Below are 26,834 nucleotides of genomic sequence, written 5' to 3' on the forward strand. Positions count from 1 at the left end.
GGTATGTGGGGGGCGGAGGGGATGCGGGGGTGAGGGTTTCGTCTTCACCCGGTTGGTTCTGCTGGTGCTCCGGGCTCGCCGACGGGCGGGGAGCGTTGAGGAGCGGAGGGAAGCCGAGGGCGATGGATTCGCCTTCACGGACCGGATTCTGAGGCGGCGTCGGACGCCTCGAGGTGTCGGGTCCGTCGGTTGATCCTTCGCTCGGGCGGCCTTGGTGCGGGCCCGGGCCGCTCGGCGGGACGAGGGCCTCGGCCTTGCCCCCGGCCGGTCGGCCGTTCCGGCCCCCGGGGGTTGCCGAGGGGGCGGGGGCGGACCCATCGGCCGCGCCCCGGTCCGGTTGGCGCCGGCGGTTCCTGAGGCTCCATGGAAAGGCGCGCCCGGGGGCTTCGTCCTGGGGGGCGGGTCGGTTCCGGTGATGCTCCGGGGTGCCGGGTTGGTCGAGGATGTCGGCTGCGCCTCGGTCCGGTCGGCGTGGGCGATACCTGAAGCCCCGGCGGGGAGTGGGGTGGTCGGGCTCTTGGGCCGTGGCCGACGGGCCGTGAAGGCGCCCGGGGGCCCAAGGCGAGGCAGGGCCGGAGCCGGGGGCGGAAGACTCGCCCGCGCCCGGTCGGTCTCCGGGGCGCCCGGTTAACGACAGCGCACCCGGCCTCGGTCGGCCGTCGTGGTCTCCCGAGCCGTTCCGGAGGCCGACAACGCGGGGCTCGCTCGGGAACCGGCCGTCTCCGGCGTCCCGCGGGGCCGGGGCACGGCCGGTGTCCCGGGGTGCCCTGGACCTGTCGTGCCCCGCGCTCGCCGAGGCCCCGGGCGGCTCGTCGCTCCCGCTCCGGGCGCGTCGGTCCGTACGGCTTGCGACGCCGTCACTCAGGGCCCCCGGGGTACTCCGGGTGTTCACCGGGGGAACCGGGGGAACCGGGGTGCCGGGGGCGAAGCCCCCTGTTTCGGGAAGGGGCGGGATCGGGGAACCCTCCACCCCCACCACCGTCACCTCGGCCACCGGCGCACCCCACTCACCCCGCCCCAGCGCCAACGGCACCCCGCGCGGCAGCAGCCGGCCATCGGCCGTGGCGAGCGGTGCGGGGCGCCAGGCCGCGAGGTCCTGCCGGAAGCCGGCGAACCCGCTGGTGAGCGGCACCGGCAGCCGTAACAGCCCGACGGGCGCGACCACGCGCCAGTCCGCACGCGGCGGGGGCGGGGCCGGAGCCGCCGTCGCCGGGGAAGCCGGAACCGTATGTCGCCCTCGACGTCCTCGGCGCCCTCGTCGCACCAGCCCGCTCAGCAGCCGCACCGTGCTCACCGCCCTTCACCCATCGCGGAGTTGATCCGCGCGATCTCACGCACCCACGCGCGCCGCTCCGCATGCGGCAGGGTGAGGATGTCCTCGTACGCCCAGTGGAAGTGGTAGGCGATGTAGGCGCTCTCCTCGCGGAGCCGGCGCTCCGGGTGCGTCATCCTTCCCCCAGGCGGCTGCCGGAGATGGGTCCGGGCAGGGCGAAGCTCGTCCCGCAGGAGGGGCAGGCGACGGCGCCGTGACCGGAGTCCAGGCCGTTGATGTGCCGGTAGAGGTCCTGGAGGTGGGCGAGGTCCTTGGCGAAGAGCTGTTCCACCACACCCGCGTGGATGTCGCTCACCGTGCCCAACCGGGTGATGACGAGGCTGAGGAGGACGACCCCCAGATAGGCGGGGTTCTCCCGGACCCGCTGGTCGATCAGTGGCGACAACTCGTCGCGGGCCGTGGCGAGCCGCATGGCGCCCCGGCGGTGCACGGTGCCGGCGGCATCCACGTAGCCGTGGGGGAGTTCGAATTCGTACTCGGTGCGCAGCGGCGGATCATTCTCGGGCATGGTGGGGCGGGTTCCTCCTCCGGTGTCGGGCCACTACTCCTGGACGATCCTCAAGGTGGTGGTCGCGTGCGGCTCGGTGTCGCCCAGACCGGCGCTCAGGACCGCCGTTTCCTCGATCGGTCCGGCCACCACGGGCGGCAGGGTGACGCGGCCGAGCTGATTCGTCAGGATCACCTGCTCCCTGGACCCGTCGTCGAACGTCGCCCCCTCCGCCTCGATGCGGCAGGTGAGCGGAATTCCCGGTACGGGACAGCCGTTGGCGACGTACTCGGCGACGAGAGGCCGCTCGACGCGGCCCTGCACGCGCACCGCTGACTCGCCCTGAGACACCACCTGCGTCCGCCCGATGCGGGAACCGCCATCGCCAGGAGGCGGGGGCGGGGGCGGGAGGTATTTGCCCAGTGACTTGTTCTCGGGGTTCGTGTACCAGAGCTCCGCGTTGGTGCCGACGCAGAGGTCCTTCACGTAACCACCCTTGGGGAGGTCCACCTTGCGGTCCGTACCCGGGTCATGGCGGTCGATCTCGTGGAGGCCCTTGTTGGAGGCCACCCACACCGTGTCGTCCGCGTAGAACACCAGGCGGCCTGGTACTGCGTCGTCCAGGTCCACGGTCTTGATGTGGCCATCCGCGATGCTGTACCGGATCACCTGGTTGGGGTTGGTGGCGGTGAGCCAGACGGCCTCGGTGTCGGCGATGATGTGATGGGGAGTCTGGCCGGAAATGCCGAGAGTATCGATCTTTTCCCATGCCGTCTGTTCAGGGAGCCTCCGGTACAGGCCGTTCTTGATCGCGTCGGGGTCTCCCGCCTGCTTCTGGCTTATGGCCCAGTAAGTGTGGGCCGCCTTCTTGCCGTCCTCGTCCTCCACGGTTGTAACGGTCACGTCCACGATCCGGGTATTCTCGCCGACGAGAATCTTGCTGTATGAGCCACCCAAGGCGGGGATCGGGAGGACGCCGATGCTGGATTGCCCTCCGGTGAACAGTAGACGGTGGACATCTACCGGCGTGCCTGGTCCGCCCTCGTCGGTCGTCAGGAGCGTGACCGTAGACGCCCGGTCGCTCTCGTCCAACCTGTATGTGGTCACCGGATACCTGCCGTAGGTCTCCATCATCAGGATGGCGTTCCCCGCTGCCATCCAGATCCGCTTGTTCCCGGATTCCGGGTCCTTGATGACTCCGACAGTGGACCTTCCGGGAGGGATTGGTTCAGCGTTTTCGAGGTCATTGGGGTTGACCTTGAAGATGGAGTTGACGGCGGTGATCCACAGATATCGTAGATTCCCCACGGCCACTGAGGACGGGGTCTCGTCAAGGGGGAACTCTTCGATGAGGGGAGCGTCTGCCACGGTGGTGCCCTCCGGCCTTTGTCGCGTTATTGCTGGTCTTCTTTATCCGGCCAGACCCATCACGATGACTCTAGAAGCAGCGATCCTGGTGATTCCGGGTTCCTCGATCAGGGCGACCACTGCACCGCTGTAATCCCACAAGTGCACCTTGTCATCGCTCAGCCCAGCGATGAATGAACCGCTGATGAGGAATGAACCGCCGCTGATGATCTGGGTGATGCCGGTTGCGTCACCTTGCAGTGGAACCTCTGTGCCGGATGCTCCAGTCCAGGCGTGCACCTTGCCGTTCTTCAGCCCTGCGATGAGGGAACCCCATTCGGAGGTGGCGACCTGGGTGAAACCGGATGTATCGCCCTGCAGTTCAACCCTGGAGCCAGTAGGGTTCCAGGCGTACACATTTCCGCCACTCAATCCTGCGATGGACATATACGAAGCAGTGATCCCGGTGAGGTCTCCGGGTTGGTCGGACGGGCGGTGGTGTGAACCGCTGGAGTCCCATGCTTCCACGATCCCCCGGCGTAGCCCTACGATTTGGTTCCGGGAACCGACGATGTGATCGACGTCGGCTGTTTCACCTGCCAGTGGAATCACCGCGCCGGAGAGCGGATCCCAGGCATGTACTTTCCCGCCCCTCAATCCTCCGATCATGGACATGAAAGGATCGGCCTCGGACCATGCGACGGCGCTCTGGGTGACGCCGGTCGTGTCGCCTGCCAGTGGAATCACCACGCCATCACTTGTCCAGGCGTGCAGCTTGCTCGCGTCCCCACTGATTCCCATGATCGCGCGAGCTTGAGCGGCGATGTGGACGAAGCCGGTTGTTTTTCCCTCCAGTGGAATCGCCTCACCGGTGGCACTCCAGGCATGGACCTTCCCGCCGCTCAATGCCACAGCGGCATAGCCGGCTGATATTTGGGCGACCTCATCCGTCAGCCCGCGCAGGTCCAGTTGGACCGGATCGCCGGAGCGGTTCCAGGCGTGGACGGTGTTGGGGGCGGATGCTCCGATGGCGCGAACATTGCAGAGCTCGCCGCCGTTTTTCTCCGGGTGGAGCAGCTCCAGTCCAACCTTGAGTTCGCTATGGGGCTCGAGCTGGACTGCTTCACGAAAACGCAGTGCAAACGCATCAGGACCGTCTTTGACGACGTCGTACCACCTCGTTTCCTGGGGGTTCGCACGAGCCACCCCGCCCTCGGGAAGCTCGAAGTCGATCCCCCGCAGCTGGACTCGTTCTACGCCGGCGAGCACCTTGAACTGGTACCTGTAGACCCAGCCCTTCGCCTCAGGAGGCCGCGTCTGTTCCCAGTCGCCGAGCAGTTCATATCGCACCGAAGGCTCCTGGCCTACGGTCATCCTTACCCCCTGGAGTCGGCCGCCCGGGCCCCCGGCTCCCGCCGCCGGGGCGGGAGCCGGGGGAAGGCGGTCAGCGCACGGCGTCGTCTACTGGATGTACTGGTCGAGCAGCAGGCTCACCGGCGTCTTCGCCACCCAGACCCGCACCGCGAACACATCGGCCTTGTCCCCGGCCGTCAGGACGGGGGACGTGGCCGAACCGTCGGCCTCACTCGTCACCTTGGCCGTTTCCACCCCGCCGGGGAACGTCGCCGCTCCCTCGTCCTGGATCTTGAAGGTGACCTCGGCACCCGGCACGGCGACCCCGTTCTTGTCCTCCACGACGACCTTCATCGGCTCGTCGAAGGACTTCCCCGGAGGCACGGTCTGCCCGGCGCCCGAGACATAGCGGACGTGGTGTGCGGCGCCCACCGGCGGGGTGACGGTCAGCCGGGAGAAGGAGGCGACGGCCTCGGTCTCGGTCCAGCGGGCGGTGACGACGCAGGGGCCTTCCTTGAGCGCCTTGAGCCGGGAGCTGGTCGCCACTCCGTCGGTCTCGGTCCGCCTGGTCTCCACGGGCTCGCCGTTCTCGAAGACCGCCGATCCGGCCTCCACGGAGAACTCGATCTTCTGCCCGCCGACCGGGGTGCCGTCGAGCTGGGTCGCCTTGACCACGAGGGGGTCGGGGAAGCGCTGGCCGACCGTGGCCGACTGCCCGTCCCCGGACTCCACGGCGAGCCGGTAGCGGGACACCCGCTGCAGCGCCCGCTCCCCGGACAGGGCGGCCCACAGCACACCGTCCCCGGAGACGGTGACGCCCGAGGGCCGGCTGCCGGCACCCGTGGGGATCGTGGCCGCCCTGGTCTGCCCGGGCAGGACGTAGCCGATGGCATCGCCCTCCGTGCTGGCGAACCACAGCGTCCCGTCCGCCGTCGCCGTCAGACGGTGGGCCGGAGCCGGGGTCTCGAAGCGGTGGACGATGCCGCCCTGGACGGTGTACTTGAGGACCATGTTCTCGGGAGTGGCCACCCACACCGCGTCGCCGGACGGTGTGACGGCGATGTCCCGCGCCTCCGCGCCGACGTCGATCGGCTGGGAGAACTCACCGGTGCGTACGTCATAGGTGGCCAGGGACTTGGCGCCCGGGGAACTGATCCACAGGAGCGCCGGATCCTGTTGCGCGGCCGCGACCGCGTACAGGCCCGGCGTGTAACCCCTCGAGTAGGAGATGGCGCCCCCGGGGTCGACGAAGGCGAGCATCTTCCAGTCGGTCAGCGCCGCGACGACGCACTCGTGCCCGCCGGGGCCCTGCGCGAGGGTCAGGGACCGGCATTCCGTCCGCCCGCTCAGCGGGTGCGTCCGGTACAGGCCGTTGAGGTCGCACTTGACGAAGGCGCAGTCGTTCTGCCCGCTGATGAAGGTCCACACACCGTGGCCCGGCCAGGCGACGACGGAGGAGGCGCTGCCGGTGACACCCGAGCCCGGGGTGAAGAGACTGCTGCTCCACGGGCTGCGGGGCTCGAAGACGCCGACGATGCCCTCGGCGGTCACGAACCATACGTTGTGGTCGTCGCCGTTCCACGTCAGATCGATGGCGGCGGCGGTGATGGGGTACTTGTCGCCGGCGGGCGACGCTGCGGACGGCATGTGGTGCTCCCTCCGTAGGGGGTGAACGAGCCGGATGGGGTGCTGCGTCGCGCTAGGACTGGGTGATCTCCATCATGGTGGCGGCGTGCGGCTCGCTGGCACCGAGGCCGACGCTGAGCACCGCCTTCTCCTCGATGCCGCCGGCGACCACGTCGGGGAGGACGACACGGCCGCGCTGGTCCGTGAGCAGCACGCGTTCCTGGGTCCCGTCGTCGAACGTCGCTCCTTCCGCCTGAATGCGGGCGGTCAGCGGAATTCCCGGAATGGGCCTGCCGCCGGCCACGTACTCCGCGACCAGCGGGCGCTCGACGTGATCCTTCATCCGCACCTCGGTCGCTCCGTGCGCCACCACCTGGGTCCGGCCGGTGAGCGTGGCCGCGCCGAACGGGGGCGGGGGAGGGGTGTAGGACCCCAGGGTCTTCCGCGTGGGGTTCGTGTACCAGAGCTGCCCGTCCTTGCCGACGCAAAGCCCCTTGGCCCCGCCGCCGTTCGGGAGGTTCACCACGGAGCCCGGTCCCGTCAGGCCCGCGTCGAACTCGTGGAGGCCCTCGCTTGAGGCCACCCACACCTGGCCTTCCGTGCCGAACGCCAGCTGCTGCGGAGCGGCCGATCCCATCTCCTGGCTGCGCACCGACATGTCGGTGAGGGAGATGCGGATCACCATGTTCGGGCCCTGCGTGGTGAGATACACCGCTTCGGTGTCCGCGATGATGTAGAGCGGCTTGTGGTCCGGCCCTCGGAGCACCTCGATCCGCTCCCAGGACATCTGGCCGGGCAGACGGCGGTACAGGCCGTTCTCGGACCTGACGGGAGTGCTCGTCCGCTTCTGGCCGGTGGCCCAGTAGGTGTGCGTCTTGCCGTCGCTGGCGGTCGCGACGGCCACGTCCCACAGCCAGGTGTCCTGGGCGACGGGCAGGCGGTCGATCTGCCCGTCGTGCGAGGGGATGGCGAGGATCCCGATGTACTTGTTCACCGGTTCGGCGAACACGAGGCTGTACTTGTTGTCCGGGGTGCCTGAGCCGCCGGCGTTGTGCGTCCTGAGCTTGATGCTCTCGGCCTGGGCGTTGGCCTCCAGCGGGAAGATGGTCGTTGGGAACTGGCCCACGGTCTCCATGGAGACGATGGGGTCCTGCACCACCGGAGCCGCGAACCAGATCCTCCGCTGATCCGGTCCCGGGTCCTTCATGACGCCCGCGGTGCGGTCGGGGATGCCGGCATGGCTGATCGGCGTCTGGGAGGTGGGGGTGGCGGGATGGACGCGGAACACCCTCTTGTTGCTGGTGGTCACCCAGACGTATCCGTGGTTGCCGACCGCCACCGAATGCGGTGTAGAAGACGTAGTTCCATTTCCGATGGGAACTTCCTGGATGCTTGCGACATCCGGCACAGCGATCCCCTCCAGCCTTTTGGTTGACGCGTGAAACATCAAGAAGGCGCGCGACAGTGAGCCCCCGGAAAGGGGCCGCAAACCGATGAATCACGCGGGGACGACGGTCGACCGGTCGAGAGACTATGCCGTCAGCACCACCACCGCACCTGGGCGAACCGGCCACCGTGGGGCGGAGCCCCAGGCTTCCTGGCGACACGCGTCCGGCACCAGGTGGTCGATGCCGTTTCGGCTGCGAACGGACGGAATCGACACCTGCCATTCCGTGTGGGCTCCCGCAAGGCCGCGTCGGCTCACGAAGTGTCAAGGGTGCCTGTACACCCCTGGCATGGCTGTGTGATGTGGCCGGAATTCTTTCGAGAACCGTTTCTGCCTGCAGGTAAAAATGTCCAATGTCGCGCAATGACCTCACGGGCATTGGTGCAGACCTGTGGCCGGAGCTCAGCCCTCTTCTTCCCACTCGGAGGCGGACGCGTCGGGGTCATGACCGTTCTTCATTTCGGACATGCTGCCTTGCAGCTTGTCGCCGTCCACCTCGACCCCCTCCGTCCCCCTGGCCTTGTCCTCGATCGACTTCCGTACCACTTCGTTCTGGTCCTTGTACTTCGGGTTCTCGTCCGTGATCCAGTTCGGCATACGCCAGCCCGGGAAGTACTGCCCGTGCGTGCCGGCGACTACAACCTTGTACCCGAGCGGTTTCCCGATGTGCTCGTCGACCGCCTCGAAGGCCCATTGGCAGGCGAGACATGCCTTCTTGACTCCGCCCAGCATGACCTCCTGTGGCCGGCCCGGGTCTCCCGGGTTCTCCCTCCAGTGCTCGACGAGCCGCCCCAGGAGGGTCATCTCTCCGTGCTGGGAGACCCCTTCCTTCTCGTCCTTGTCCGCCCGTTGCGCCACGAGCCATCCGATCGGCTTCTCCAGCGCGTCGGCGATCGTGCGCAGCGCAGAAGCTTCGGCGTGGCCCGCCGCGTAGTCTCCGGACACGAGGGCCCCGAGTTTGTTCCGGTCCTTCGGCTTGGAGTGCGCACCGTACGGTTCGGCGCCCGACTCCACGAACTTCTTGATCTCCCGCTCGACCACCGTCTTGTCGTTGTCGGTGACCTTCTTCTCTCCCGTATTCCCCGAGATGGCCAGCGACCCGTCCGGCATCAGCGCGACCGCCAAGTGCGGGGTGATTTTCTTCGCGCTGCGCGCCACCTGCGGGTTCTTCTTCCCGCCCTTGGTGAATTCGCTGTTCGTCCCCTTGATCACGTCCAAGGCGATACGGGATATCCGGTCCAGCATCCGCAGCACCACGTCCCGGTCCCCCGGGGCGGTGGCGCTCCTCTGCCCGAACCGCTTGGCCACGGCCGCGTTCCCAGCCGTTTGCTGCAGTGCGAGCACCTCCGCGGTCAAGGGCCGCGCTGCCTGCTGCTGCACCCCGGCGGGCTCCCGCTCCGCGACGGCGGAAGGTGATGGACCTGCCGTGCTCGCGACAGCCTGCTGTTTCTGCCCGGGCATGAGTCCTCCGTGATCCGACGGGGCCGCCCCACGGCCCCGGCCATCCGTGCATCATCCGGCCGGGCGTCCCGCGCCGGAAAGAGCGCCATGAGGCCAATCGGCCGCTCCTGGCCGCCCCTGCCAGCCCACCTACCACCCCGGGCGCGCCCCCGGTGGTAGGGATGGGAACGATGACTGACGCGCGTCCGCTCCTGGAGGTCCACGACGTCCACAAGGCATACGGCAGGCACCGTGTGCTGCGCGGCGTCGACATGGAGCTGCGGGCGGGCCGCCTGGCCGGGGTCGTCGGCGAGAACGGGTCCGGCAAGTCGACGCTGCTGCGCATCCTCGCCGGGCGGCTGCGGCCCGACCGGGGCGTGGTCAAAGGCCCCGGCGCCATCGGCTACTGCCCGCAGGAGACCGTGCTCAACCCCGCCTTCACCGTCGAACAGCACCTCGAACTCTTCCGGGTCGCCTATGGTCTGCCCGGCCTCGACCGCGCCCATGAACTCCTGGAGACACTGAGCTTCGCCGACTACCGCCGGCACCGGATCGGCACGCTCAGCGGCGGCACCCAGCAGAAGCTCAATCTCGTCCTCGCCCTGATGCACGACCCGCCCCTGCTGCTCCTGGACGAGCCCTACCAGGGCTTCGACTGGGAGGCCTACCAGCGGTTCTGGGAACTGGCCGGGCAACTCCGGGCGGCGGGGCGGTCCTGTCTGGTCGTCACCCACATCGCCTACGACACCACCCGGTTCGACGACCTGTGGCGGCTCGACGCCGGACGGCTCGCCGACGACGCGCGACGGGCCGGGTGACCCGGCCGTGCGCTCCGCCCCCACCCCCACCTGGACGTACTTCTCCACCGCCGCCCGCTACGCGCTGCTCGAGCACTCCCGCAACCGGCTGGCGCTCGTGCTCGTCCTCTTCTACCTCCCGCTGTGGATCTCCCTCGGCCATGTGGTGATCACCTCCGCCGAGGCCCGCTTTTTGCTGCGCGCGACCAACGAGACGATCACCGCGCCGGGCAACAACCTCAGCAACATTTCCGGGGCCCTCAACGCCGTCACCCTGATCGTCGGCTTCATGATGTTCTCGGTCACCTTCACGGCGGGCCGGTTCGACCACCGGCTCGCCATGGCCGGTTACCCCCGCGCCCACCTGATCGCCGCCAAGCTCGCCGCGCTGCTCATCGCGTCCGTGCTGACCAGCGCCTACGCCACCGCCGTGGTCTGCTGCTACTGGCACCCCCGGCAGCCCTGGCTGCTCGGCCTCGCCCTGGCCACCGGCGCCCTGACCTACGGCGGCTTCGGGGTGATGCTCGGCGCGACGCTGCGCGGCGAACTGGCGGGCATGCTGCTCATCATCATGACCAGCATCATCGACACGGGCCTCCAGAGCCCGATCGCGAATCCGATCGCGGACAACGACATCGTCCGGTACCTGCCGTCCTACGGGGCGATGCAGGCCGCGGTCACGGCGGGCTTCCGGGACTCCTTCCCGGTCCTCTACCTGCTGCTGGGCCCGCTGTGGTTCCTCGGCGCCGTCGTCGTCGCCGGGATCGCCTTCCACCGGCAGACCCGCGACCGCAGGCCGGCCTTCTTCGGGTGACGTCCGGCTGATGTCCGGCTGACGTCCGGCGGCCCGGTTCAGACCCGCCGGAGGTAGGCGAGCGTCGCGGGCGCGTACCCGAACTCCACGGGAACGGCCACGCCCAGGGCGCGGGCCACCGGCACCATCACCGCCAGGTGGTGGACGGCGTGGTGCGCGACGAACAGCAGCTCCCGCCCCACGGTGGAGCGCGTCCGGACGACCGTGCCCGCCGCGTCCACCACGCTGAGCACGTCCACGGGCCGGTCGAGCTCCGCCGGTACCACCGCGGCCACCCGGGCGGAGACATCGGCCAGCCGCGCCAGCGCGGCACCCCGGTCGGTCTCCAGCACACCACCGCGCTTGCGCCGGTCGTAGTCGACCGTGCCGCCGCCCGCACCGGCCAGGATCGCCGTGTAGTGGTCCACGCAGTGCCGTACGTGCCCGGCGACACAACTGGCCGCCTCATGGGGCCGGCAGACGTACTGCGCGTCGCTGAGCATGCCGAGCAACTCCCGCGTGTGCTCCAGCTGGGCGGTGGCGTACCCGATGGCCCCGGCGGCCCGTTCCTCGTCCTCTTCCCATGGCGTCATCACCCCACTGTGAGGACGCCGCTCGGCACGGCACCGGGCCCCGGCGACGGATTCACACGATCGGGGAGGGGTGAACGCCATGGAGCCGTCCGGGTGGGTTCGGCTTGCCGGTCGACCGACGGGGCAGGTCTCTCCGGTGGTCGGCCTGCACGTAGGATCGAACGTTATGTCGGATGTGTGTGCTGTAACCGAAGGGGTTGTTGAGGGATGAGGCTTCGTCAGGGGCGGGTCGGGACGCTGGTGGTCGCCGTGTGCACGGTGGGGGCCGCCCTCGCCGGTTGCGGCGGCAAGTCCGGTGACACGGCTTCGTCGTCCATCTCCCCGTCGGGCTCGGTCGCCGCGTCGGCACCGGCGTCCAAGACACCCCCGGGCGAGGGGAAGAACCGCGCGGGCGACCCGCTGCCGGGGCTCCCGTCGACGGCCGACGCCCGTAAGCAACTGGCCGCGCTGAAGGTGGAGAAGCCCCACCCGATGTCCGGCTACAGCCGCGCCAGGTTCCCCCACTGGGCTCAGCAGGGCAACAAGTGCGACACCCGTGAGACGGTCCTGGAGCGGGACGGAAAGGGCGTGAAGCGGGACGGGGAGTGCCGGGCCGTCGCGGGCACCTGGCACAGCCTCTACGACGACAAGACCGCCGACAAGGCCGGTCAGGTGGACATCGACCACATCGTGCCGCTGGCCAACGCCTGGCGTTCGGGCGCCGACAAGTGGGACGACGACCGGCGCAAGGCGTTCGCCAACGACCTGACGCACCCGCAGCTGCTCACGGTCTCCGCCGGCTCGAACCGCTCCAAGGGCGACCAGTCCCCGGACCAGTGGCAGCCGCCGGCGAAGAGCGCCTGGTGTTTCTACGGCCGGGCGTGGACCTCGGTGAAGTCCACCTACGGTCTGAGCGTCACCGAGGAGGAGCGAGGCATGCTCACCAAGATGATGGATACGTGTACGTCATGAGCGGAGAAGCGAGCCAAGAGCAGTATGTGGACCCGGTGGTCGCCGGACCCGGCGGCGCCATGACCGACGACGTCGGGGTCGTCACCGGCGACCTCACCGTGGTCACCGCGCGGCGCCCCGACGGGCTGGTGGACGTCCGCGTGCAGTACACCGGCGCCGAGGAGTGGTACGCGCTCACCGGCGGCCCCCGGGCCGTGCCGCCCGGGGGGCTGCGGGCCTTCCACGACGCGGTCCTGGCGGCTGTCCGCGCCGGGGGCTCGGCCGAGGTGCCGCGCTGACGCGCTGACACGTGAGGTCAGCGGCGCCGCGCGCCGCCCGAACGCGGCCGCAGCAGCGCCGCGGCCAGCACGGCCGGGGCCGTGATCAGCAGGGTGAGCGTGACCAGCGGGAAGCCGTGCACCGCCTTCTTGCCCAGTGCCTTGAGGACACCGTGATGGACGGACCCCTGGGGGTACCCCGGGCGCGGTCGCGGCGCCGGGGCGCGAGGGGCGGGCGCGGGCGGCGGCGGCGCGGGTGCCGGGCGCGGGGGCGCGTTGTCGACGGGCACGGCGCCCGGCGCCCTCGGCCCGGGCGCGGCGGGTGCGGCGGGCGCCGCCGGCGCGGGACGACCGGGCTGCCCGGGAGGTACGGGCGCGGGGGCGCCCGGCGCCGGAGGAGCGCCCGGAACAGGCGGTGTGCCGGGGGTCGGTGGGGCGGGCGGCGCCGGTGGCGCCGGAGCGGGCGGGGCGCCCGGGGGAGCGGGTGGCGCCGGGGCCGGTGGTGCGCCCGGGGCCGGAGGCGCGGGGGCGGGTGGTGCCGGAGGCGCGCCCGGAGCGCCCGGAGCCGGGGGAGCGGGCACGGGTGGCGCGGGAGCCGGGGGCGCTGGGGCCGGTGGTGCGGGCGCCGGAGGTGCACCCGGAGCCGGAGGCACACCCGGAGCCGGCGGTGCGCCCGGGGCCGGTGGCGCGCCGGGAGCCGGTGGGGCAGGCACGGGAGGTGCCGGTGCGGGTGGCGCGGGCGCCGGCGGCGCCGGGGCCGGAGGCGCACCCGGAGCCGGTGGTGCCGGAGCCGGAGGGGCGGGCGCCGGTGGTGCCGGAGCCGGCGGTCTCGGCTTGCGGCAGCGCAGCCACACCTCCGCGTCCGCGTTCGCGCCGGGCACCTGCGCGTTGACGTTCAGACAACCCGTACCGCTGTCGATGACCTCGGCGGTCACCGCGCCGCCCAATGGTGACGCGGTCACATGGGTCGGCGGGTGCGGGAGCAGGGCCAGCGGGTTCGGCAGGTGGTGGAGGACCGCCGTCACCGATGTGTCGCCGAGCGCGGCGTGCGCGCCGCCGTCGTCCGCGGCCGCATGGCCCGCAGGCGCGAACACGGCGAGCGCGGCCAACACCCCCGCGTGTGTTGCTCTTCGCCATCCCGTCACGGAGACAGCCTGCACAACCGAGCGTGTGTACAGCCGTGTTCGCGGCCGGATTCCTCCGATGGGCGGAAAAATGACCGAGCGCACCCTTAAGAGGTTTATTCCGCCGCCGGGGCGGTGGCAATCAAGTCGCGTGTGGAAGGGATGAGTTGTCTGTGTCGGCGATGTAAAACGTGACAGCCGATATCAGGAGTGGCTGTCCAACTTGCCTGCGTTCCTTGCTGTTTGTAGTTCCGCAAGAATGTTGCGTATGCCACACATCCCGGATCGGTGTTGATCTGAGCGCGTCAAGGCTGCCAGGGTTTTGGATCACCCGGAGCGAATCCGTGTTCGCATCGGGTGTGTCGCGTGACCGAACGCGCGACTCCCCCCCCACAACTCCACGAGGAGGAACCCTCGTTATGGCAGCCCACAAGCGCACCGGCAAACGGCGTCTCGTCCTGGCGATATCCACCGCCGCGGCCGTGACCGCCGGAGCCACCCTGCTGGCCCTGCCCGCAGGGGCGAGTGCGCCCGCGGAAGGCACCGTCTTCGGAACGGCTTCCAAGGACGCCGTCGACGGCAGCTACATCGTCCTGCTGAAGGACAGCGCGAAGGACGGTGCGAAGGGCGTGGCGAAGAGCGCCGACGCCCACGCTGTCTCCACCGAAGGCAAGAGCCTGGCCGAGCGGTACGGCGGCAAGCTGGAGCGTACGTACACCTCCGCCGTCCACGGCTTCTCCGCCAGCGGCCTCGACCTGAAGGGGGCGAAGCGGCTCGCCGCCGACCCCGCCGTCGCCAAGGTCGTCCAGAACCACCGCTTCACCGTCAAGGCCACCCAGGAGGCCCCACCCTCCTGGGGGCTGGACCGGATCGACCAGACCGAGACCAAGGGCGACGGGAAGTACGCCTACCCGGACAGCGCCGGTGAGGGCGTCACCGCGTACGTCGTCGACACCGGTGTGCGCATCAGCCACAAGGACTTCGGCGGTCGCGCCTCGTACGGTTTCAACGCCGTCGACAACAACGACAAGGCCGACGACGGCAACGGCCACGGCACCCACGTGGCGGGCACCATCGCCGGCGCCGCGCACGGCGTGGCCAAGAAGGCCAAGATCGTGGCGGTGCGGGTGCTGAACGCCGAGGGGCAGGGCACCACCGAGCAGGTCGTGGCCGGAATCGACTGGGTCACCAAGAACCACAAGGGCCCCTCCGTCGCCAATATGAGCCTCGGCGGCGGTGCGGACGAGGCGCTCGACGCGGCCGTCCAGAAGGCCATCGCCTCGGGCGTCACCTTCGCCGTCGCGGCGGGCAACGAGTCCACCGACGCCGGCCAGGGCTCCCCGTCCCGGGTGAAGGAGGCCATCACCGTCGCCTCCAGCACCAAGGACGACCAGCAGTCGGACTTCTCGAACTTCGGCTCCGTCGTCGACCTCTACGCCCCCGGCTCGGACATCACCTCCGACTGGAACGACAGCGACTCCGGCAGCAAGACCATCTCCGGAACGTCCATGGCCACCCCGCACGTCACGGGTGCCGCCGCGCTGTACCTCGCGGGTCACAAGGACGCCACCCCGGAGCAGGTGGCGAGCGCCCTGACCCAGGGCGCCACCGCCGACAAGATCGCCAACCCCGGTGCGGGAACCCCCAACAAGCTCCTGAAGGTCGTTCAGTAGCGAATCCCGGCGCCACCCCTGCCGTCCCCGGCCGGTCACCCCGGCCGGGGACGGTTGCGCATGCCCACGGAAGTGTTGATTTCCCTTTCGGATTGCGACACAAGGGTGACTAATTCGCTTTGTATTTGATTGCCCACCCTTTCAGCCTGCACAGTTCCATTAAGCGGAAACATCATGGTTCCGCCGGTAACCCAGTCACGACAGTTAGGGGAGTGATCGTGAAGGGCAGGCAGATTCAGTGGATTCGGCGGTGTGCGCCCCGTCGCCACCCGCTCGCCGATCAGCTATACGACGCGCTGACCGTCGTGATCGTGGTCATCGTCGTCGCCGTCTGCTCCCCGGGCCTGAGCCCGGAGGCGCTGGGGATCATCGGGACGGTGGCGACCGTCCTCGGATCCCGCTCCCGGCCGAGAACCTGCGGGTGACGAAGGCGGAAAGGAGAAAAGGGAGTTCACGAGCCACCGGTCATGACTAGGGTGGGCCGCGCTGTCGGCCGACCGTGACCGAATGAGGGGTGGGGACCGGATGCTCGTCAAAACCTGGCTTCGGATCGTGATCGCGGCGGTGATCGCGCTGGCCGTGTTCCCGGGCGCGGCCGACGCCTCACCGCCGCCCGGCAGAACCCCCGTCGTGTTCTTCCCCGGTTACGGCCTCACCAGACTCGAGGTGACCGTCGACGGCCAGACCACGGCCCCCGGATGCCCGCGTTCCGGCAGCTTCGGAAGCTGGTTCGCCAACGAGCACCCGAGCACGGAATTCAGCCAGGTCTGCCAGGACCAACTGCTCACCCTCCAGTACGACCCGGACCCGGCGAAGCCGATGCCCGCGCGCTTCTCCTACCCGCCCGGCGTCACCGTCCGCGTCACCGGCTACGGCAGGACGGACAGCGCGCCCGCCTACGAGCCGCTGTACCGGGCCCTGGAGGCGAGCGGATACCGGCGCGACCACGACATCCGCGTCGCCGGCTACGACCCCCGGCTCACCCCCGACCTGGACGGCTTCCTGGAGCGGACCCGCCGGCTCGTCGAGGACACCTACCGCGAGAACGGCGACCGGCCCGTCCACCTGGCCGGGCACTCCAACGGCCCGCTCTACGCCCAGTACCTGCTCACCCACACCACCCGCGCCTGGCGGGACAAGTACATCCACGGCTTCACCCCGTTCGCGGGCAACCTCCCGGGCCAGGGCCTCCTTTACGCGACGATGTTCACCGGCCTCAACATCCAGGACTTCGCCACCCCGAAGACCGCCGAGAACGCCCGCAGCAGCGCCCTGATGTACCTGAGCGCCCCCTCCACCTATATGAGCGCCTCCGACCCCGCCGTATTCGGCGACCGCGAGGTCGTCGTCCAGGACACCTCGACCGGACGCTCCTACACCCCCCGCGACTACCCGCGGCTCTTCGCCGACGCCCGCCTGCCGATGGCCAAGGAGCTCGCCGACCACTACCTCGGCTTCGTGAAGTTCACCGACCCCCACTCCTTCCCCGGCGTCGACGTCTTCGCGGAGAAGGGCTCCGGCCTGCCCACCACCGTGGGGGCACGCCTCGCCGGACTGACCCCCGGACAGGTCGTGGACACGGGCGCCCTCCTGACCCGCGACGGCGACGGCAACCAGGAGGACCTCACCAACGAGGCGGTCCTGGCCTGGCGGTCGATGCCCTGCCACCGGTTCTCCCTCACCGACAACCCCGGCGTGGACCACTTCGCCCTCCCCGGCCACCGCGCCGCCCTCGACCGGCTGGTCACCCACCTCGGACAGCCCCGCACCACCTGCCGGGAGCCGTGAGACCGCAGGCGCGACGCGCCCTGATCGCGGGCTCGGTGGGCAACTTCATCGAGTGGTACGAGTTCGGGGCGTACGGGCACATGGCCACGGTCATCGCCGTCAACTTCTTCGGCGGCGACGGACCGGCGGGCGGCGCCGAGGGGCTGATCAGGACGTACGCGTCCTTCGCCCTGGCCTTCTTCTTCCGGCCCGTGGGCGCGGCGCTCTTCGGCCGGGTCGGCGACCGGCTCGGGCGGCGCCCCGCCCTCGTTCTCGCGCTCGCGCTGATGACCGGGGCCACCACCCTCATCGGGCTGCTCCCCACGTACGCCACGCTCGGCGCCGCCGCGCCATGGCTCCTCACCGGGGTGCGGGTGCTCCAGGGCCTGTCCGCCGGCGGGGAGTTCGGCGGCGCGGTGTCACTGCTGACCGAGAACGCCCCGCCCGGCCGCCGCGGCCTGTACGGGGCGTGGCAGTCCTGCACGGTCGCCCTGGGCCTGCTGGCCGGGGCGGGGCTCGCCGCCGTGCTGGCGACGGTACTCGGACCGGACGCGCTGACCGCGTGGGGGTGGCGGGTGCCCTTCCTGCTGGCGTTTCCCCTGGGCGCGGTGGCGTTGTGGCTGAGGCTGACGCTGGAGGAGTCACCGGAGTTCCGGCGCACGGCCGCGGCCGCCACGTCCACCGCGGCCGCCACGTCCACCGCGCCCGGCCCGGCGGCCGACGGCGTACGGGAGGAACTGCCCCGGCCGCTTCGGGCCATCGCCCTAGGCATCGGGCGGATCATGGGCTGGGCGGCGGCCGGCTACACCTTCCTGGTGGTGCTCCCGACGTATCTCCAGCACACCGTGGGCACCACCTTCCAGCAGGCCCTGACCGCCACCGCCCTGGCCAACCTCGGCTTCGCCGCCGCCGTCCTGCCCGCCGGGGCGCTGAGCGACCGCGTCGGCCGCCGCCCGGTCATGGCCGCGGGCGCGGCACTCGTCGTCCTGCTCGCCTTCCCCCTGCTGACACTCCTCCGGAGCACCACCGCCCCCACCGTCGCGAAGGCCGCCGCGCTCCTCCTCGCCGGGGCTGCGGTCGGCGCGATGGCGGGACCGGGGCCCGCGATGCTGGCGGAGATGTTTCCGTCCCGGGTGCGCTGCACGGGTCTGGGGCTGTCCTACGCGCTGGCGAACGCGGTGTTCTCCGGCTGCGCCGGCCTGATCGTCACCGAGCTGGTCGAACGCACCGGGAACACCGGTATCCCCGCCTACTACGCCGCCGTGACCTGCGCGATCAGCGGCGTGGCCCTGCTGGCGCCGGGAGGCGAAGGCGCCCCGGCGCGGGGATAGTCACCCCTTGGCAAGACCTGGACGGATTCCCGGCGCCCCCTTGCCCCGCCCTTTGTTCACACCCCGGGTGCGCGGCCCGAAGATGGCCGAATGTGTGCGTCACCAAGGCCGGAGGGGTGCGGATGAATGCAGACAAGGGCATCGATGTCGTCGAGTTCGCGTGCGCGCACTGTGGATTCAGCTGGACCCATGAGTACGAGGTGGTCCGCTGCGCGACGTCGAGCGGCTTCGAGCGGGAGTGCTTCCGCATCCACGACCTGCCGGTGACGCCCCCGTACAGCTGGGAAGGAGCGCCCGAGTGCGCCCGGTGCGGCCACTGGGTGGTGGGGAAACTGGCCATGCGGCGCTCATGACCCCCGCGCCGTGCCGCGTTGAAATCGCCCCGGAGAGTGGTTTGACCGCCGCAGGAGCGCCTACGGCAGGACCCCGCCGGGACACTGCCGTGGTCCGGACAGGCAGATCATCTCAACATACGGGGGACGCCATGGTGAGCGGCACGGTGCTGTTCGCGCTCGACGAGGATCCGCTCGACGGGGGCGCGGCGGGTGGACAACTGCGCAGGATTCGCGAGGAGGTGGAGGCGCAGGGCCTCGAAGTGCGCTGGGCCCGCACCGGGACCGACGCCCGGGCGGTGCTGCGGACGGAAGCCGGACTGGCCGCCGCGGTGGTGGCCTGGGACCTCCCGCCGGGGAAGCGGAGCCCGGGGGCGCAGGACGGGGAGAAGGACGGCCACGAGACGGGCGGCGCGGCGGTGCTGCGCCAGATCGGGCGGCGCTTCACGGACCTGCCCGTGCTCCTGGTGATGACGGACGGCGCCGACGACGACCTGGAGCGGCTGCCCCTGTGGGTGGCGGAGACCGTCGTCGGCTACGTCTGGCCGCTGGAGGACACCCCGGCGTTCATCGCCGGGCGGATCGCCGGCGCGGCGCGTTCCTACCGGCAGTCGGTCCTCCCGCCGTTCTTCAAGGCGCTGCGCCGCTTCGACGACGCGCACGAGTACTCCTGGCACACCCCGGCGCACGCCGGAGGCGTGGCCTTCCTGAAGTCCCCCGTGGGGCGCGCCTTCTTCGACCACTACGGGGAGCGGCTCTTCCGCAGCGACCTGTCGATCTCGGTCGAGGAGCTCGGCTCCCTCTTCGAGCACACGGGTCCGATCGGCGAGGCCGAGCGCAACGCCGCCCGGATCTTCGGCGCCGACCGCACCTATTTCGTCCTCCACGGCAACTCCACCGCCGACCGCATGGTCGGCCACTACTGCGTCGCCCAGGACGAGATCGCCCTGGTGGACCGCAACTGCCACAAGTCCGTCCTCCACGGACTCGTGCTCTCCGGCGCCCGCCCGGTCTATCTCGTGCCCACCCGCAACGGCTACGGGCTGGCCGGCCCGCTGCCCCCGGAGGAGATCGGGGCGGCGTCCGTGGCCGGCCGCATCGCCCGCAACCCCCTCACCAGTGGGGCGGTGTCGCCCCGGGCCGAATACGCCGTCCTCACCAACTCCACCTACGACGGCCTGTGCTACGACGCGATCCGGGTCGCCCGTGAACTCGCCCCCAGCACCCCGCGCGTCCACTTCGACGAGGCGTGGTTCGCCTACGCGCGCTTCCACCCCCTCTACGCGGGCCGCTACGGGATGGCCGTCGGCCCCGACACCTTCGACGGTCCCGACCGTCCCACGGTCTTCTCCACCCAGTCCACGCACAAGCTGCTGGCGGCGCTGTCGCAGAGCGCGATGGTGCACGTCAAGCCGTCACCGAGGGCACCGGTCGAACACGAGCGCTTCAACGAGGCGTTCATGATGCACGGCACGACCTCGCCGCTCTACCCGGCCATCGCCTCCCTCGACGTGGCGGCCGGGATGATGGACGGCCCGCAGGGCCACTGGCTGGTCGACGAGGCGGTCACCGAGGCGATCCGCTTCCGCCAGACCGTCGCCCGCACCGGACGGCGCGTCGCGGCGGCGGGCGACCGCCCCGCCTGGTTCTTCGGCGCCTGGCAGCCCCCGGCCGTCACCGACCCGGCGACCGGCGAGCGCTACGACTTCGCCGACGCCCCCGCCGAGCTGCTGCGCTCGCACGCCTCGTGCTGGCAGCTCGAACCCGGCGCCGACTGGCACGGCTTCCCCGGCCTCGCCGACCGCTACTGCCAGCTCGACCCGGTCAAGGTCACCCTCACCTGCCCCGGTATCGACGCCACCGGCGCCTGGGCCGACTGGGGCATCCCGGCCCGGATCCTGACGGCCTACCTCGCGACCCGCAACATCGTCGTGGAGAAGACCGACAGCTACACCACGCTGATCCTCTTCTCCATGGGCATCACCAAGGGCAAGTGGGGCACCCTGCTGGACGCCCTGATGGACTTCAAGGCGCTCCACGACGAGGACGCGCCCCTCGACCGCGTCCTGCCCGGCCTGGTGGACCGGTACCCCCGCCGCTACACCGGCACGACCCTGCGCGAACTGTGCCGGTCCATGCACGACCACCTGCGCGACGCGGACCTCGTCGGCCTCCTCGACACCGCCTTCCAGGAGCTGCCGCGTCCCGTCGTCCCGCCCCAGTGGTGCTACCAGCGGCTGATCCGCCGGGGCACCGAGCGCGTCCGCCTCGCCGACGCGGCGGACCGCGTGGCCGCGGCCATGGTCACCGTCACCCCGCCGGGCATCCCGGTGCTGATGCCCGGCGAGTCCATCGGCGCCGCCGACGGCCCCCTGCTGCGCTACCTCGGCGCGCTGGAGTCCTTCGACCGTCGCTTCCCCGGCTTCCGGAGCGAGACCCACGGCGTCACGGTGGACGAGGAGAGCGGCGACTACGCGATCGAGTGCGTACGTCAGGACGAGGACATCCCCGCCTGTTGACGCCTAGGGTGCGGGCATGACCGCCACCGCCATACCCGCACCCCCGCCCGGCACCCCCGGCCACCACGGCCGCACCGCGCTCGTCACCGGAGCCGCGAGCGGCATAGGGGCGGCCTGCTCCTTACGGCTCGCGGCCGCCGGAGCCCACGTCCGCGCGCTGGACCGCGACGCGGCGGGCCTCGACGGGCTCGTCCGGCGGGCGTCCGGGCTGCCCGGGACGGTCGAGGCCGTCGCCCTCGACCTCACCGACCTCGACGCCGCCGAACGTGCCGCCGCCGGCGCCGACATCCTCGTCAACAACGCGGGGATCCAGCTCGTCCGACCCGTCCAGGACTTCCCGCCCGACGCCTTCCACACGATGCTCACCGTCATGCTGGAAGCCCCCTTCCGGCTGATCAGAGGCGCCCTGCCGCACATGTACGAACGGGGCTGGGGCCGCGTCGTCAACGTCTCCTCCGTCCACGGGCTGCGGGCCTCCGCGTACAAGTCCGCCTATGTCACCGCCAAACACGGCCTCGAAGGACTGTCGAAGACCGTGGCCCTCGAGGGTGCCGCCCACGGCGTCACCTCCAACTGCGTCAGCCCCGGCTACGTGCGCACCCCTCTCGTGGAGAAGCAGCTCGCCGACCAGGCCGCCGCCCACTGCCTGCCCGTCGAGGACGTCCTGACCGACGTCCTCCTGCGCGACACGGCCCTCAAGCGGCTCGTCGAGCCGGAGGAGGTGGCCGAGGCCGTCGCCTACCTCTGCGCGCCGCACGCCTCCTCCATCACCGGCACCAGCCTGGTGATGGACGGCGGCTGGACCGCCCACTGACCGCGCACGGTCTAGAGTGACCCGGACCCGGGAGAAGGAGGCGTCATGAACAGACAGGACGGGCCCCAACGGCCCTACGACGTCGTGCTCTTCGGAGCGACGGGGTTCGTCGGCGGGCTCACCGCGGAGTATCTGCTGGGGCACGCTCCGGAGACCTGCCGGCTGGCGCTCGCCGGGCGCGACCGGGCGAAGCTGGAACGGCTGCGGGAACGGCTGGCGGCGGTGGACCCGGCGCGGGCCGCCGAGTTGGGGATCGTGACGGCCGACGCGTCCGACCCGGTGGCCCTGCGGGCGCTCGCGCAGTCCACGCATGTCGTCGCGTCGACCGTCGGACCGTACATCCGGCACGGTGAGGAACTGGTGGCCGCGTGCGCGGAGGCGGGCACCGACTACACGGACCTCACGGGCGAGCCGGAGTTCGTGGACCTGATGTTCGTCCGGTACGGCGCGCGGGCCCGGGAGACGGGAGCGCGGCTCGTGCACGCGTGCGGCTTCGACTCGCTGCCGCACGACCTGGGGGCGTACTTCACCGTGCGGCAGCTCCCGGAAGGGGTGCCGCTGACGGTCGACGGGTTCGTCCGGGCGATGGGCCTGGTCTCCGGCGGCACGCTCGCCTCGTCGCTGACGATCCTCTCCCGGCGGCCCCAGGCGGCGGCCGCGGCCCGGGAGCGGCGGCGCTGCGAGCCGCGGCCGGCCGGGCGGCGGGTCAGGGCGCCGCTGGGGGCGCCGCGGTTCAGCAAGGAGACGGGCACCTGGGCGCTGCCGCTGCCCACGCTCGACCCGGTGGTCGTACGGCGCTCGGCCGAGGCGCTGGAACGTTACGGCCCGGACTTCCGCTACCGCCACTACGCGTCCGTGAAGACCCTGCCGATGGCGCTGGCCGGGCCCGTCGCGGTGGGCACGGTCGCGGTCCTCGCGCAGGTGCCGCCCGTCAGGTCATGGCTGACGGCGCTGTACGAGCCGGGGCGCGGGCCGGACGCGCGCCTGCGAGCCCGCGGCTGGTTCCGGCTGCGGTTCGTGGGGGAGGGCGGCGGACGGCGGGTGTTCACCGAGCTCACGGGCGACGACCCGGGCTACGGCGAGACCGCGAGGATGTTCGCCGAGGCGTCGCTGTGCCTGGCGCTGGACGACCTGCCGACGACGTCCGGACAGGTCACCCCCGCCGTCGCGATGGGCGACGCGCTGCTGGAACGGCTGGCGGCGGCCGGCCTCCCGTACCGCGTCAGGCACGCACGCTGACGCGGTCACCGGGACGGGCCGTCGGGCCTCGTCTCAGCACTGGGGCCGGCGGCCGTGGTTGGCCGCGTGCTTGCGGCGCTGCTTCTTCTTGCGACGGCGCTTCGAGGACATGACGCCTCCTCTCCGGGGGAGCCTCCGTCCAATTTATCCGGCTCATGGCCGGTTCGCTCGGTGATGGTGAGGTGAATCCGCCTTGGTCGGGTTTTCGGGTCATCTGCGAAGCTTGGGGCATGACTACTCGCTTCCGCTTGCCCGTCGCCCACTGGCCAGCCGTCGTGCCCGTCGTGGCCGCCGCCGTGCTGGCCATGACCTGGGGACGGTCACTGTCCGTCGGCATGGTGGTCGTGGTCAGCTGCTGTCTGGCCGGCGCGGTCCTCGCCGCCGTGCACCACGCGGAAGTGATCGCGCACCGGGTCGGTGAGCCGTTCGGGTCACTGGTCCTGGCGGTCGCGGTGACGATCATCGAAGTGGCGCTCATCGTCACGCTGATGGCCGACGGCGGCGAGAAGAGCAGTTCCCTGGCGCGGGACACCGTCTTCGCCGCCGTCATGATCACCTGCAATGGCATCGTCGGACTGTCCCTGCTGGTGGGCGCGCTCCGGCGGCGGGTGGCGGTGTTCAACGCCGAGGGCACGGGCGCGGCCTTCGCGAGCGTCGCGACGCTCGCGGGCCTCAGCCTGGTCCTGCCGACCTTCACCACCAGCACCCCGGGACCCCGGTTCTCCCCGCCCCAGCTCGTCTTCGCCGCGACCGCCGCGCTCATCCTCTACGGCCTGTTCGTGGCGACCCAGACCGTGCGCCACCGCGACTACTTCCTGCCCGTGACCGCCGAGGGCGAGGTCATCGACGGCGACGACCACGCCCACCCGCCGTCGTCCCGCGTCGCCCTGGTCAGCCTCGGTCTGCTGGGCGTCGCCCTCGTCTCCGTGGTCGGGCTGGCCAAGGGCGTCTCGCCCACCATCGAGTCGGGCGTGGCGGCGGCGGGCCTGCCCGCCTCGGTCGTCGGCGTCGTCATCGCGCTGCTGGTGCTCCTCCCGGAGACGATCGCGGCCCTGCGCGCCGCCCGTCGCGACCGCGTCCAGACCAGCCTCAACCTCGGCCTGGGCTCGGCCATGGCCAGCATCGGGCTGACCATCCCCGCCGTCGCGGTGGCCTCGGTGTGGCTGGAGGGCCCGCTCGTCCTCGGCCTGGGCGCCACCCATATGGTGCTGCTCGCCCTCACCGTCGCCGTCGGCACCCTGACCGTCATCCCGGGCCGGGCCACCGTGCTCCAGGGCGGCCTCCACCTCTCGCTCCTGGCCGCCTACATCGAACTCGCCGTCACCCCCTGACCGTATGTGGGGGCGGCCCGGGCCGCCCCCACACCGTCAGCCCTCCGGCGTCCGGCGGGGGGCGTCGTGCGCGGGAACGGCCCGGCTGCCCGCGGCGATCAGGAGCGCCGCCACCGTCGTCAGCCCGATCCCGGTGCGCAGCGTGCTCGCCTCGGCGACGAACCCGATGACGACCGGTCCCACCAGCAGTCCCGAGTAACCCATGGCGGACACCTGGGCGATGGCCGCGTCCGAGCGCCCCGGCGCGACCGTCCCGGCCAGCGACATCGTCAGCGGGACGACCACGCACACCGCCAGCCCCGTCAGGGCGAACCCCGCGATCGCGACCGGCGCCGACCCGGCGGCGACGACCACCAGGACGCCGACGGCCGTCGCCCCGCCCGCCGCCGCGAGCAGCGACCGGCCGCCGAGACGGACGCGCAGCCGGTCGCCGAACAGCCTGCCCGTGAGCGTCGCGAGCTCGAACGCCGGGTAGGCGAGCGCGGCGAGCGCCTCGGAGGCGTGGAGGTCGCCGTGGAGGAGCAGACCGCTCCAGTCGGCGACCAGCCCCTCCAGCAGCAGGCCCAGGAACGAGATCGCGCCGATCACATAGACGCTCGCGGGCAGGCCCCGCCGCCCCTCGGACGTCTCCTCCTCCGCCGGCTCGTCCAGATACGTGCCGCCCACCGCCAGCGCGACCGGCAGCGCGCACACCGCGACGGCCACCACCGAGGTGGTGTACGAGACGTGGAAGGCGGCCAGCAGCGCCGCCAGCAGCCCGCCCGTCACCGCCCCGGTGCTCCACCCGGCGTGCAGACCGTTCATCAGCGGCCGGCCGGAGAGCCTTTCGACCAGACTGCCCTGGGCGTTCATCATGGTCTCGGCGACACCGGACGTCATCCCGAAGCAGGCGGCCGCCGCGAGCAACAGCGGATAGCTGGGGCTGAGGCCGAAGAGGCCCACCGCGACGGTGACCGCGGGGGCGCCGACGCGCAGCAGCGCCCGGTTGCCCAGGGCGGCGACGAGCCAGCGCACGCACTGCATCGTCACCGTGGCCGCGATGCCCCAGGTGAGGATGAGCACGCCGACCTTCCCGGCGTCCAGCCCCAGTTTGCCGGCGAGCCCGGGAAGGCGCGCCACCAGGATGCCGTTGACCACGCCGGTCAGCGCGAAGGTGGCGAAGACCCCGAGATGGGCCCGGCGCAGGGTGTCCGGCGGTACGCGTATGCCGCTGCCGGTGGCGCTCACGGCGCCCCCGCTTCCCGGCGCTCCGCGGGCAGTTGCAGCGTCACACAGTGGATTCCGCCGTCGCCCAGGGCGAGGGCCCGGGCCTCCACGCCGACTACCTCGCGCTCCGGGAAGACGGCCGCGAGGGTGGCGAGGGCGTCCGCGTCGGCGTCGGTGCCGGCCAGGGGCACCACCACTCCGCCGTTGGCGATGTAGAAGTTCGTATAGCTGACGCCCACGTCCTCGCCGTACGCCCGCACGGTCTGCCGGGGCGGGAGCTCGACGATGTCCAGGGGGCGTCCGAGCGCGTCGGTGGCGGCCTCCAGGACGGCCCGGTCGGCCTTGAGCCGCGCGTGGTCCGGTCCGGCGGGGTCGCCGGGGGCCTCGACGACGACCCGGCCCGGCCCCACGAACTGGCACACGTGGTCGACGTGCCCGTCGGTGTCCCCCTCCAGGTGGCCGTAGGGCAGCCAGATCACCTTGGTGACCCCGAGCAGGTGCCCGAGCTCGGCCTCGATGTCGCGCCGGGACAGCCGGGGGTTGCGATTGGGGTTGAGCAGGCACTGCTCGGTGGTGACGAGGGTGCCCTCGCCGTCGACGGTGATCGCCCCGCCCTCCAGCACCGTCATGGTGCCCCGGCGCGCCACGCCGAGTGCGCCGAGGAGGCGTTCGCCGGCCTTCTCGTCCTGGTCGTAGGGGAAGAACCGCTCGCCGAAGGAGTTGAACCGGAAGTCCACGCCGATCGGTTCGCCCGCCGGGCCGTGGACGAAGACCGGGCCAAAGGCCCTGATCCAGGAGTCGTCCAGCGGGATCTCGACGGTGTCGATCCCCGCGCCGCACAGCTCCCGCACCCGGCCGGCCCGGCCGGGCGGCACCACGACGGTGACGGGCTCGAACGTAGCGATGGCCCGGACCGTCGCCGCGTATTCGCGCTCGGCACCCTCGAAACCCTCACCCCACAGCGCCTCCCGGGTCGGCCACGCGATCAGGCAGGCCGCGTGCCGGTGCCACTCCGCGGGCATCCGCAGTTGCGTCACAACACATCTCCTCAGTCAACCTCGGTAAAAAGGACGG

Annotated in this window: 24 protein-coding genes; 13 read left to right on the forward strand and 11 right to left on the reverse strand. The window is 71.2% G+C overall.

From position 1 onward, the window contains the following. Positions 1-1,290 precede the first annotated feature (1,290 nt). The 7 genes from ACFYZR_RS24355 to ACFYZR_RS24385 form a co-directional block, all read right to left on the reverse strand. Positions 1,291-1,449 carry a DUF6760 family protein gene (locus tag ACFYZR_RS24355; RefSeq protein WP_391913642.1) on the reverse strand — a complete coding sequence of 53 codons (159 nt, stop codon included), beginning with the start codon at positions 1,447-1,449 and terminating at the stop codon, positions 1,291-1,293. After that, positions 1,446-1,841 (reverse strand): hypothetical protein, encoded by a 396-nt coding sequence (locus ACFYZR_RS24360; protein WP_391913644.1) that lies wholly within the window; start codon positions 1,839-1,841, stop codon positions 1,446-1,448. Before ACFYZR_RS24360 ends, ACFYZR_RS24355 begins: the two co-directional genes overlap by 4 nt. Before the next feature lie 33 nt (positions 1,842-1,874). Further along, complete coding sequence (locus tag ACFYZR_RS24365; protein WP_391913646.1) at positions 1,875-3,188, reverse strand: hypothetical protein; 1,314 nt, start codon at positions 3,186-3,188, stop codon at positions 1,875-1,877. Positions 3,189-3,230: 42 nt separating this feature from the next. After that, entirely contained in the window at positions 3,231-4,541 is a 1,311-nt protein-coding gene (locus tag ACFYZR_RS24370; RefSeq protein WP_391913648.1) for a hypothetical protein, read from the reverse strand. Positions 4,542-4,628: 87 nt separating this feature from the next. Further along, on the reverse strand, positions 4,629-6,167 hold the full coding sequence (locus ACFYZR_RS24375) for a hypothetical protein (RefSeq protein WP_391913650.1): 1,539 nt from the start codon (positions 6,165-6,167) through the stop codon (positions 4,629-4,631). Between the two features lie 52 nt (positions 6,168-6,219). After that, positions 6,220-7,485, reverse strand: a complete 1,266-nt coding sequence (locus ACFYZR_RS24380) for a hypothetical protein (RefSeq protein WP_391913652.1) — start codon at positions 7,483-7,485, stop codon at positions 6,220-6,222. A gap of 510 nt (positions 7,486-7,995) precedes the next feature. After that, on the reverse strand, positions 7,996-8,901 hold the full coding sequence (locus tag ACFYZR_RS24385; RefSeq protein WP_391913654.1) for a hypothetical protein: 906 nt from the start codon (positions 8,899-8,901) through the stop codon (positions 7,996-7,998). Positions 8,902-9,245: 344 nt separating this feature from the next. On the opposite strand from ACFYZR_RS24385, the gene ACFYZR_RS24390 reads away from it, so the two are divergent. After that, a complete protein-coding gene (locus ACFYZR_RS24390; RefSeq protein WP_391913787.1) occupies positions 9,246-9,851 on the forward strand; it encodes an ABC transporter ATP-binding protein in 606 nt (201 codons plus the stop codon). Positions 9,852-9,858: 7 nt separating this feature from the next. Further along, on the forward strand, positions 9,859-10,644 hold the full coding sequence (locus tag ACFYZR_RS24395; protein WP_391913656.1) for an ABC transporter permease: 786 nt from the start codon (positions 9,859-9,861) through the stop codon (positions 10,642-10,644). A gap of 38 nt (positions 10,645-10,682) precedes the next feature. On the opposite strand, the gene ACFYZR_RS24400 is transcribed toward ACFYZR_RS24395, so the two are convergent. After that, a complete protein-coding gene (locus ACFYZR_RS24400) occupies positions 10,683-11,216 on the reverse strand; it encodes a DinB family protein (protein WP_391913658.1) in 534 nt (177 codons plus the stop codon). Positions 11,217-11,423: 207 nt separating this feature from the next. On the opposite strand from ACFYZR_RS24400, the gene ACFYZR_RS24405 reads away from it, so the two are divergent. Next, complete coding sequence (locus ACFYZR_RS24405; RefSeq protein WP_391913660.1) at positions 11,424-12,167, forward strand: HNH endonuclease family protein; 744 nt, start codon at positions 11,424-11,426, stop codon at positions 12,165-12,167. Further along, a complete protein-coding gene (locus tag ACFYZR_RS24410) occupies positions 12,164-12,445 on the forward strand; it encodes a hypothetical protein (RefSeq protein ID WP_391913662.1) in 282 nt (93 codons plus the stop codon). Before ACFYZR_RS24405 ends, ACFYZR_RS24410 begins: the two co-directional genes overlap by 4 nt. A gap of 17 nt (positions 12,446-12,462) precedes the next feature. Here the strand turns inward: ACFYZR_RS24410 and ACFYZR_RS24415 are convergent, their stop codons facing one another. Then, positions 12,463-12,714: a hypothetical protein gene (locus ACFYZR_RS24415; RefSeq protein WP_391913664.1), complete on the reverse strand. Its 252-nt coding sequence runs from the start codon at positions 12,712-12,714 to the stop codon at positions 12,463-12,465. Positions 12,715-13,967: 1,253 nt separating this feature from the next. Here ACFYZR_RS24415 and ACFYZR_RS24420 point away from each other — a divergent pair. From ACFYZR_RS24420 to ACFYZR_RS24460, 9 genes are all read left to right on the forward strand, one after another. Beyond that, the gene (locus ACFYZR_RS24420; RefSeq protein WP_391913666.1) at positions 13,968-15,221 is read left to right on the forward strand and encodes a S8 family peptidase; all 1,254 of its coding nucleotides are present in this window, start codon (positions 13,968-13,970) and stop codon (positions 15,219-15,221) included. Between the two features lie 212 nt (positions 15,222-15,433). Then, a complete protein-coding gene (locus ACFYZR_RS24425; RefSeq protein ID WP_391913668.1) occupies positions 15,434-15,646 on the forward strand; it encodes a hypothetical protein in 213 nt (70 codons plus the stop codon). A gap of 100 nt (positions 15,647-15,746) precedes the next feature. Next, entirely contained in the window at positions 15,747-17,009 is a 1,263-nt protein-coding gene (locus ACFYZR_RS24430) for a hypothetical protein (protein WP_391913670.1), read from the forward strand. Then, the gene (locus tag ACFYZR_RS24435) at positions 17,006-18,319 is read left to right on the forward strand and encodes an MFS transporter (RefSeq protein ID WP_391913672.1); all 1,314 of its coding nucleotides are present in this window, start codon (positions 17,006-17,008) and stop codon (positions 18,317-18,319) included. Before ACFYZR_RS24430 ends, ACFYZR_RS24435 begins: the two co-directional genes overlap by 4 nt. A 122-nt stretch (positions 18,320-18,441) precedes the next feature. Beyond that, positions 18,442-18,672 (forward strand): hypothetical protein, encoded by a 231-nt coding sequence (locus ACFYZR_RS24440; RefSeq protein ID WP_391913674.1) that lies wholly within the window; start codon positions 18,442-18,444, stop codon positions 18,670-18,672. Positions 18,673-18,803: 131 nt separating this feature from the next. Continuing rightward, positions 18,804-21,170 (forward strand): Orn/Lys/Arg decarboxylase N-terminal domain-containing protein, encoded by a 2,367-nt coding sequence (locus ACFYZR_RS24445; protein ID WP_391913676.1) that lies wholly within the window; start codon positions 18,804-18,806, stop codon positions 21,168-21,170. Between the two features lie 16 nt (positions 21,171-21,186). Then, entirely contained in the window at positions 21,187-21,984 is a 798-nt protein-coding gene (locus ACFYZR_RS24450; RefSeq protein WP_391913678.1) for a 3-hydroxybutyrate dehydrogenase, read from the forward strand. Positions 21,985-22,029: 45 nt separating this feature from the next. Next, entirely contained in the window at positions 22,030-23,223 is a 1,194-nt protein-coding gene (locus ACFYZR_RS24455; protein ID WP_391913680.1) for a saccharopine dehydrogenase family protein, read from the forward strand. A 230-nt stretch (positions 23,224-23,453) separates the two neighbouring features. Then, positions 23,454-24,554, forward strand: a complete 1,101-nt coding sequence (locus ACFYZR_RS24460) for a calcium:proton antiporter (RefSeq protein WP_391913681.1) — start codon at positions 23,454-23,456, stop codon at positions 24,552-24,554. 36 nt (positions 24,555-24,590) lie between these two features. Here the strand turns inward: ACFYZR_RS24460 and ACFYZR_RS24465 are convergent, their stop codons facing one another. Together ACFYZR_RS24465 and ACFYZR_RS24470 are read right to left on the reverse strand one after the other, a co-directional pair. Beyond that, positions 24,591-25,781, reverse strand: a complete 1,191-nt coding sequence (locus ACFYZR_RS24465; protein ID WP_391913683.1) for an MFS transporter — start codon at positions 25,779-25,781, stop codon at positions 24,591-24,593. Beyond that, the gene (locus ACFYZR_RS24470; RefSeq protein ID WP_391913685.1) at positions 25,778-26,797 is read right to left on the reverse strand and encodes an agmatine/peptidylarginine deiminase; all 1,020 of its coding nucleotides are present in this window, start codon (positions 26,795-26,797) and stop codon (positions 25,778-25,780) included. The genes ACFYZR_RS24465 and ACFYZR_RS24470 overlap by 4 nt, the downstream gene beginning before the upstream one ends. Between the last annotated feature and the right edge of the window lie 37 nt (positions 26,798-26,834).

The sequence above is a fragment of the Streptomyces sp. NPDC001678 genome, from assembly GCF_042892945.1.
GTDB lineage: Bacteria > Actinomycetota > Actinomycetes > Streptomycetales > Streptomycetaceae > Streptomyces.

Excerpts from the sequence above, each read along its gene's own strand:
- ACFYZR_RS24450 (WP_391913678.1), top strand. The coding sequence starts at position 21,187 with ATGACCGCCACCGCCATACCCGCACCCCCGCCCGGCACCCCCGGCCAC.
- ACFYZR_RS24405 (WP_391913660.1), top strand. The coding sequence starts at position 11,424 with ATGAGGCTTCGTCAGGGGCGGGTCGGGACGCTGGTGGTCGCCGTGTGC.
- ACFYZR_RS24430 (WP_391913670.1), top strand. The coding sequence starts at position 15,747 with ATGCTCGTCAAAACCTGGCTTCGGATCGTGATCGCGGCGGTGATCGCG.
- ACFYZR_RS24370 (WP_391913648.1), bottom strand. The coding sequence starts at position 4,541 with ATGACCGTAGGCCAGGAGCCTTCGGTGCGATATGAACTGCTCGGCGAC.
- ACFYZR_RS24400 (WP_391913658.1), bottom strand. The coding sequence starts at position 11,216 with ATGACGCCATGGGAAGAGGACGAGGAACGGGCCGCCGGGGCCATCGGG.
- ACFYZR_RS24410 (WP_391913662.1), top strand. The coding sequence starts at position 12,164 with ATGAGCGGAGAAGCGAGCCAAGAGCAGTATGTGGACCCGGTGGTCGCC.
- ACFYZR_RS24375 (WP_391913650.1), bottom strand. The coding sequence starts at position 6,167 with ATGCCGTCCGCAGCGTCGCCCGCCGGCGACAAGTACCCCATCACCGCC.
- ACFYZR_RS24360 (WP_391913644.1), bottom strand. The coding sequence starts at position 1,841 with ATGCCCGAGAATGATCCGCCGCTGCGCACCGAGTACGAATTCGAACTC.
- ACFYZR_RS24420 (WP_391913666.1), top strand. The coding sequence starts at position 13,968 with ATGGCAGCCCACAAGCGCACCGGCAAACGGCGTCTCGTCCTGGCGATA.
- ACFYZR_RS24355 (WP_391913642.1), bottom strand. The coding sequence starts at position 1,449 with ATGACGCACCCGGAGCGCCGGCTCCGCGAGGAGAGCGCCTACATCGCC.
- ACFYZR_RS24455 (WP_391913680.1), top strand. The coding sequence starts at position 22,030 with ATGAACAGACAGGACGGGCCCCAACGGCCCTACGACGTCGTGCTCTTC.
- ACFYZR_RS24460 (WP_391913681.1), top strand. The coding sequence starts at position 23,454 with ATGACTACTCGCTTCCGCTTGCCCGTCGCCCACTGGCCAGCCGTCGTG.
- ACFYZR_RS24440 (WP_391913674.1), top strand. The coding sequence starts at position 18,442 with ATGAATGCAGACAAGGGCATCGATGTCGTCGAGTTCGCGTGCGCGCAC.
- ACFYZR_RS24445 (WP_391913676.1), top strand. The coding sequence starts at position 18,804 with ATGGTGAGCGGCACGGTGCTGTTCGCGCTCGACGAGGATCCGCTCGAC.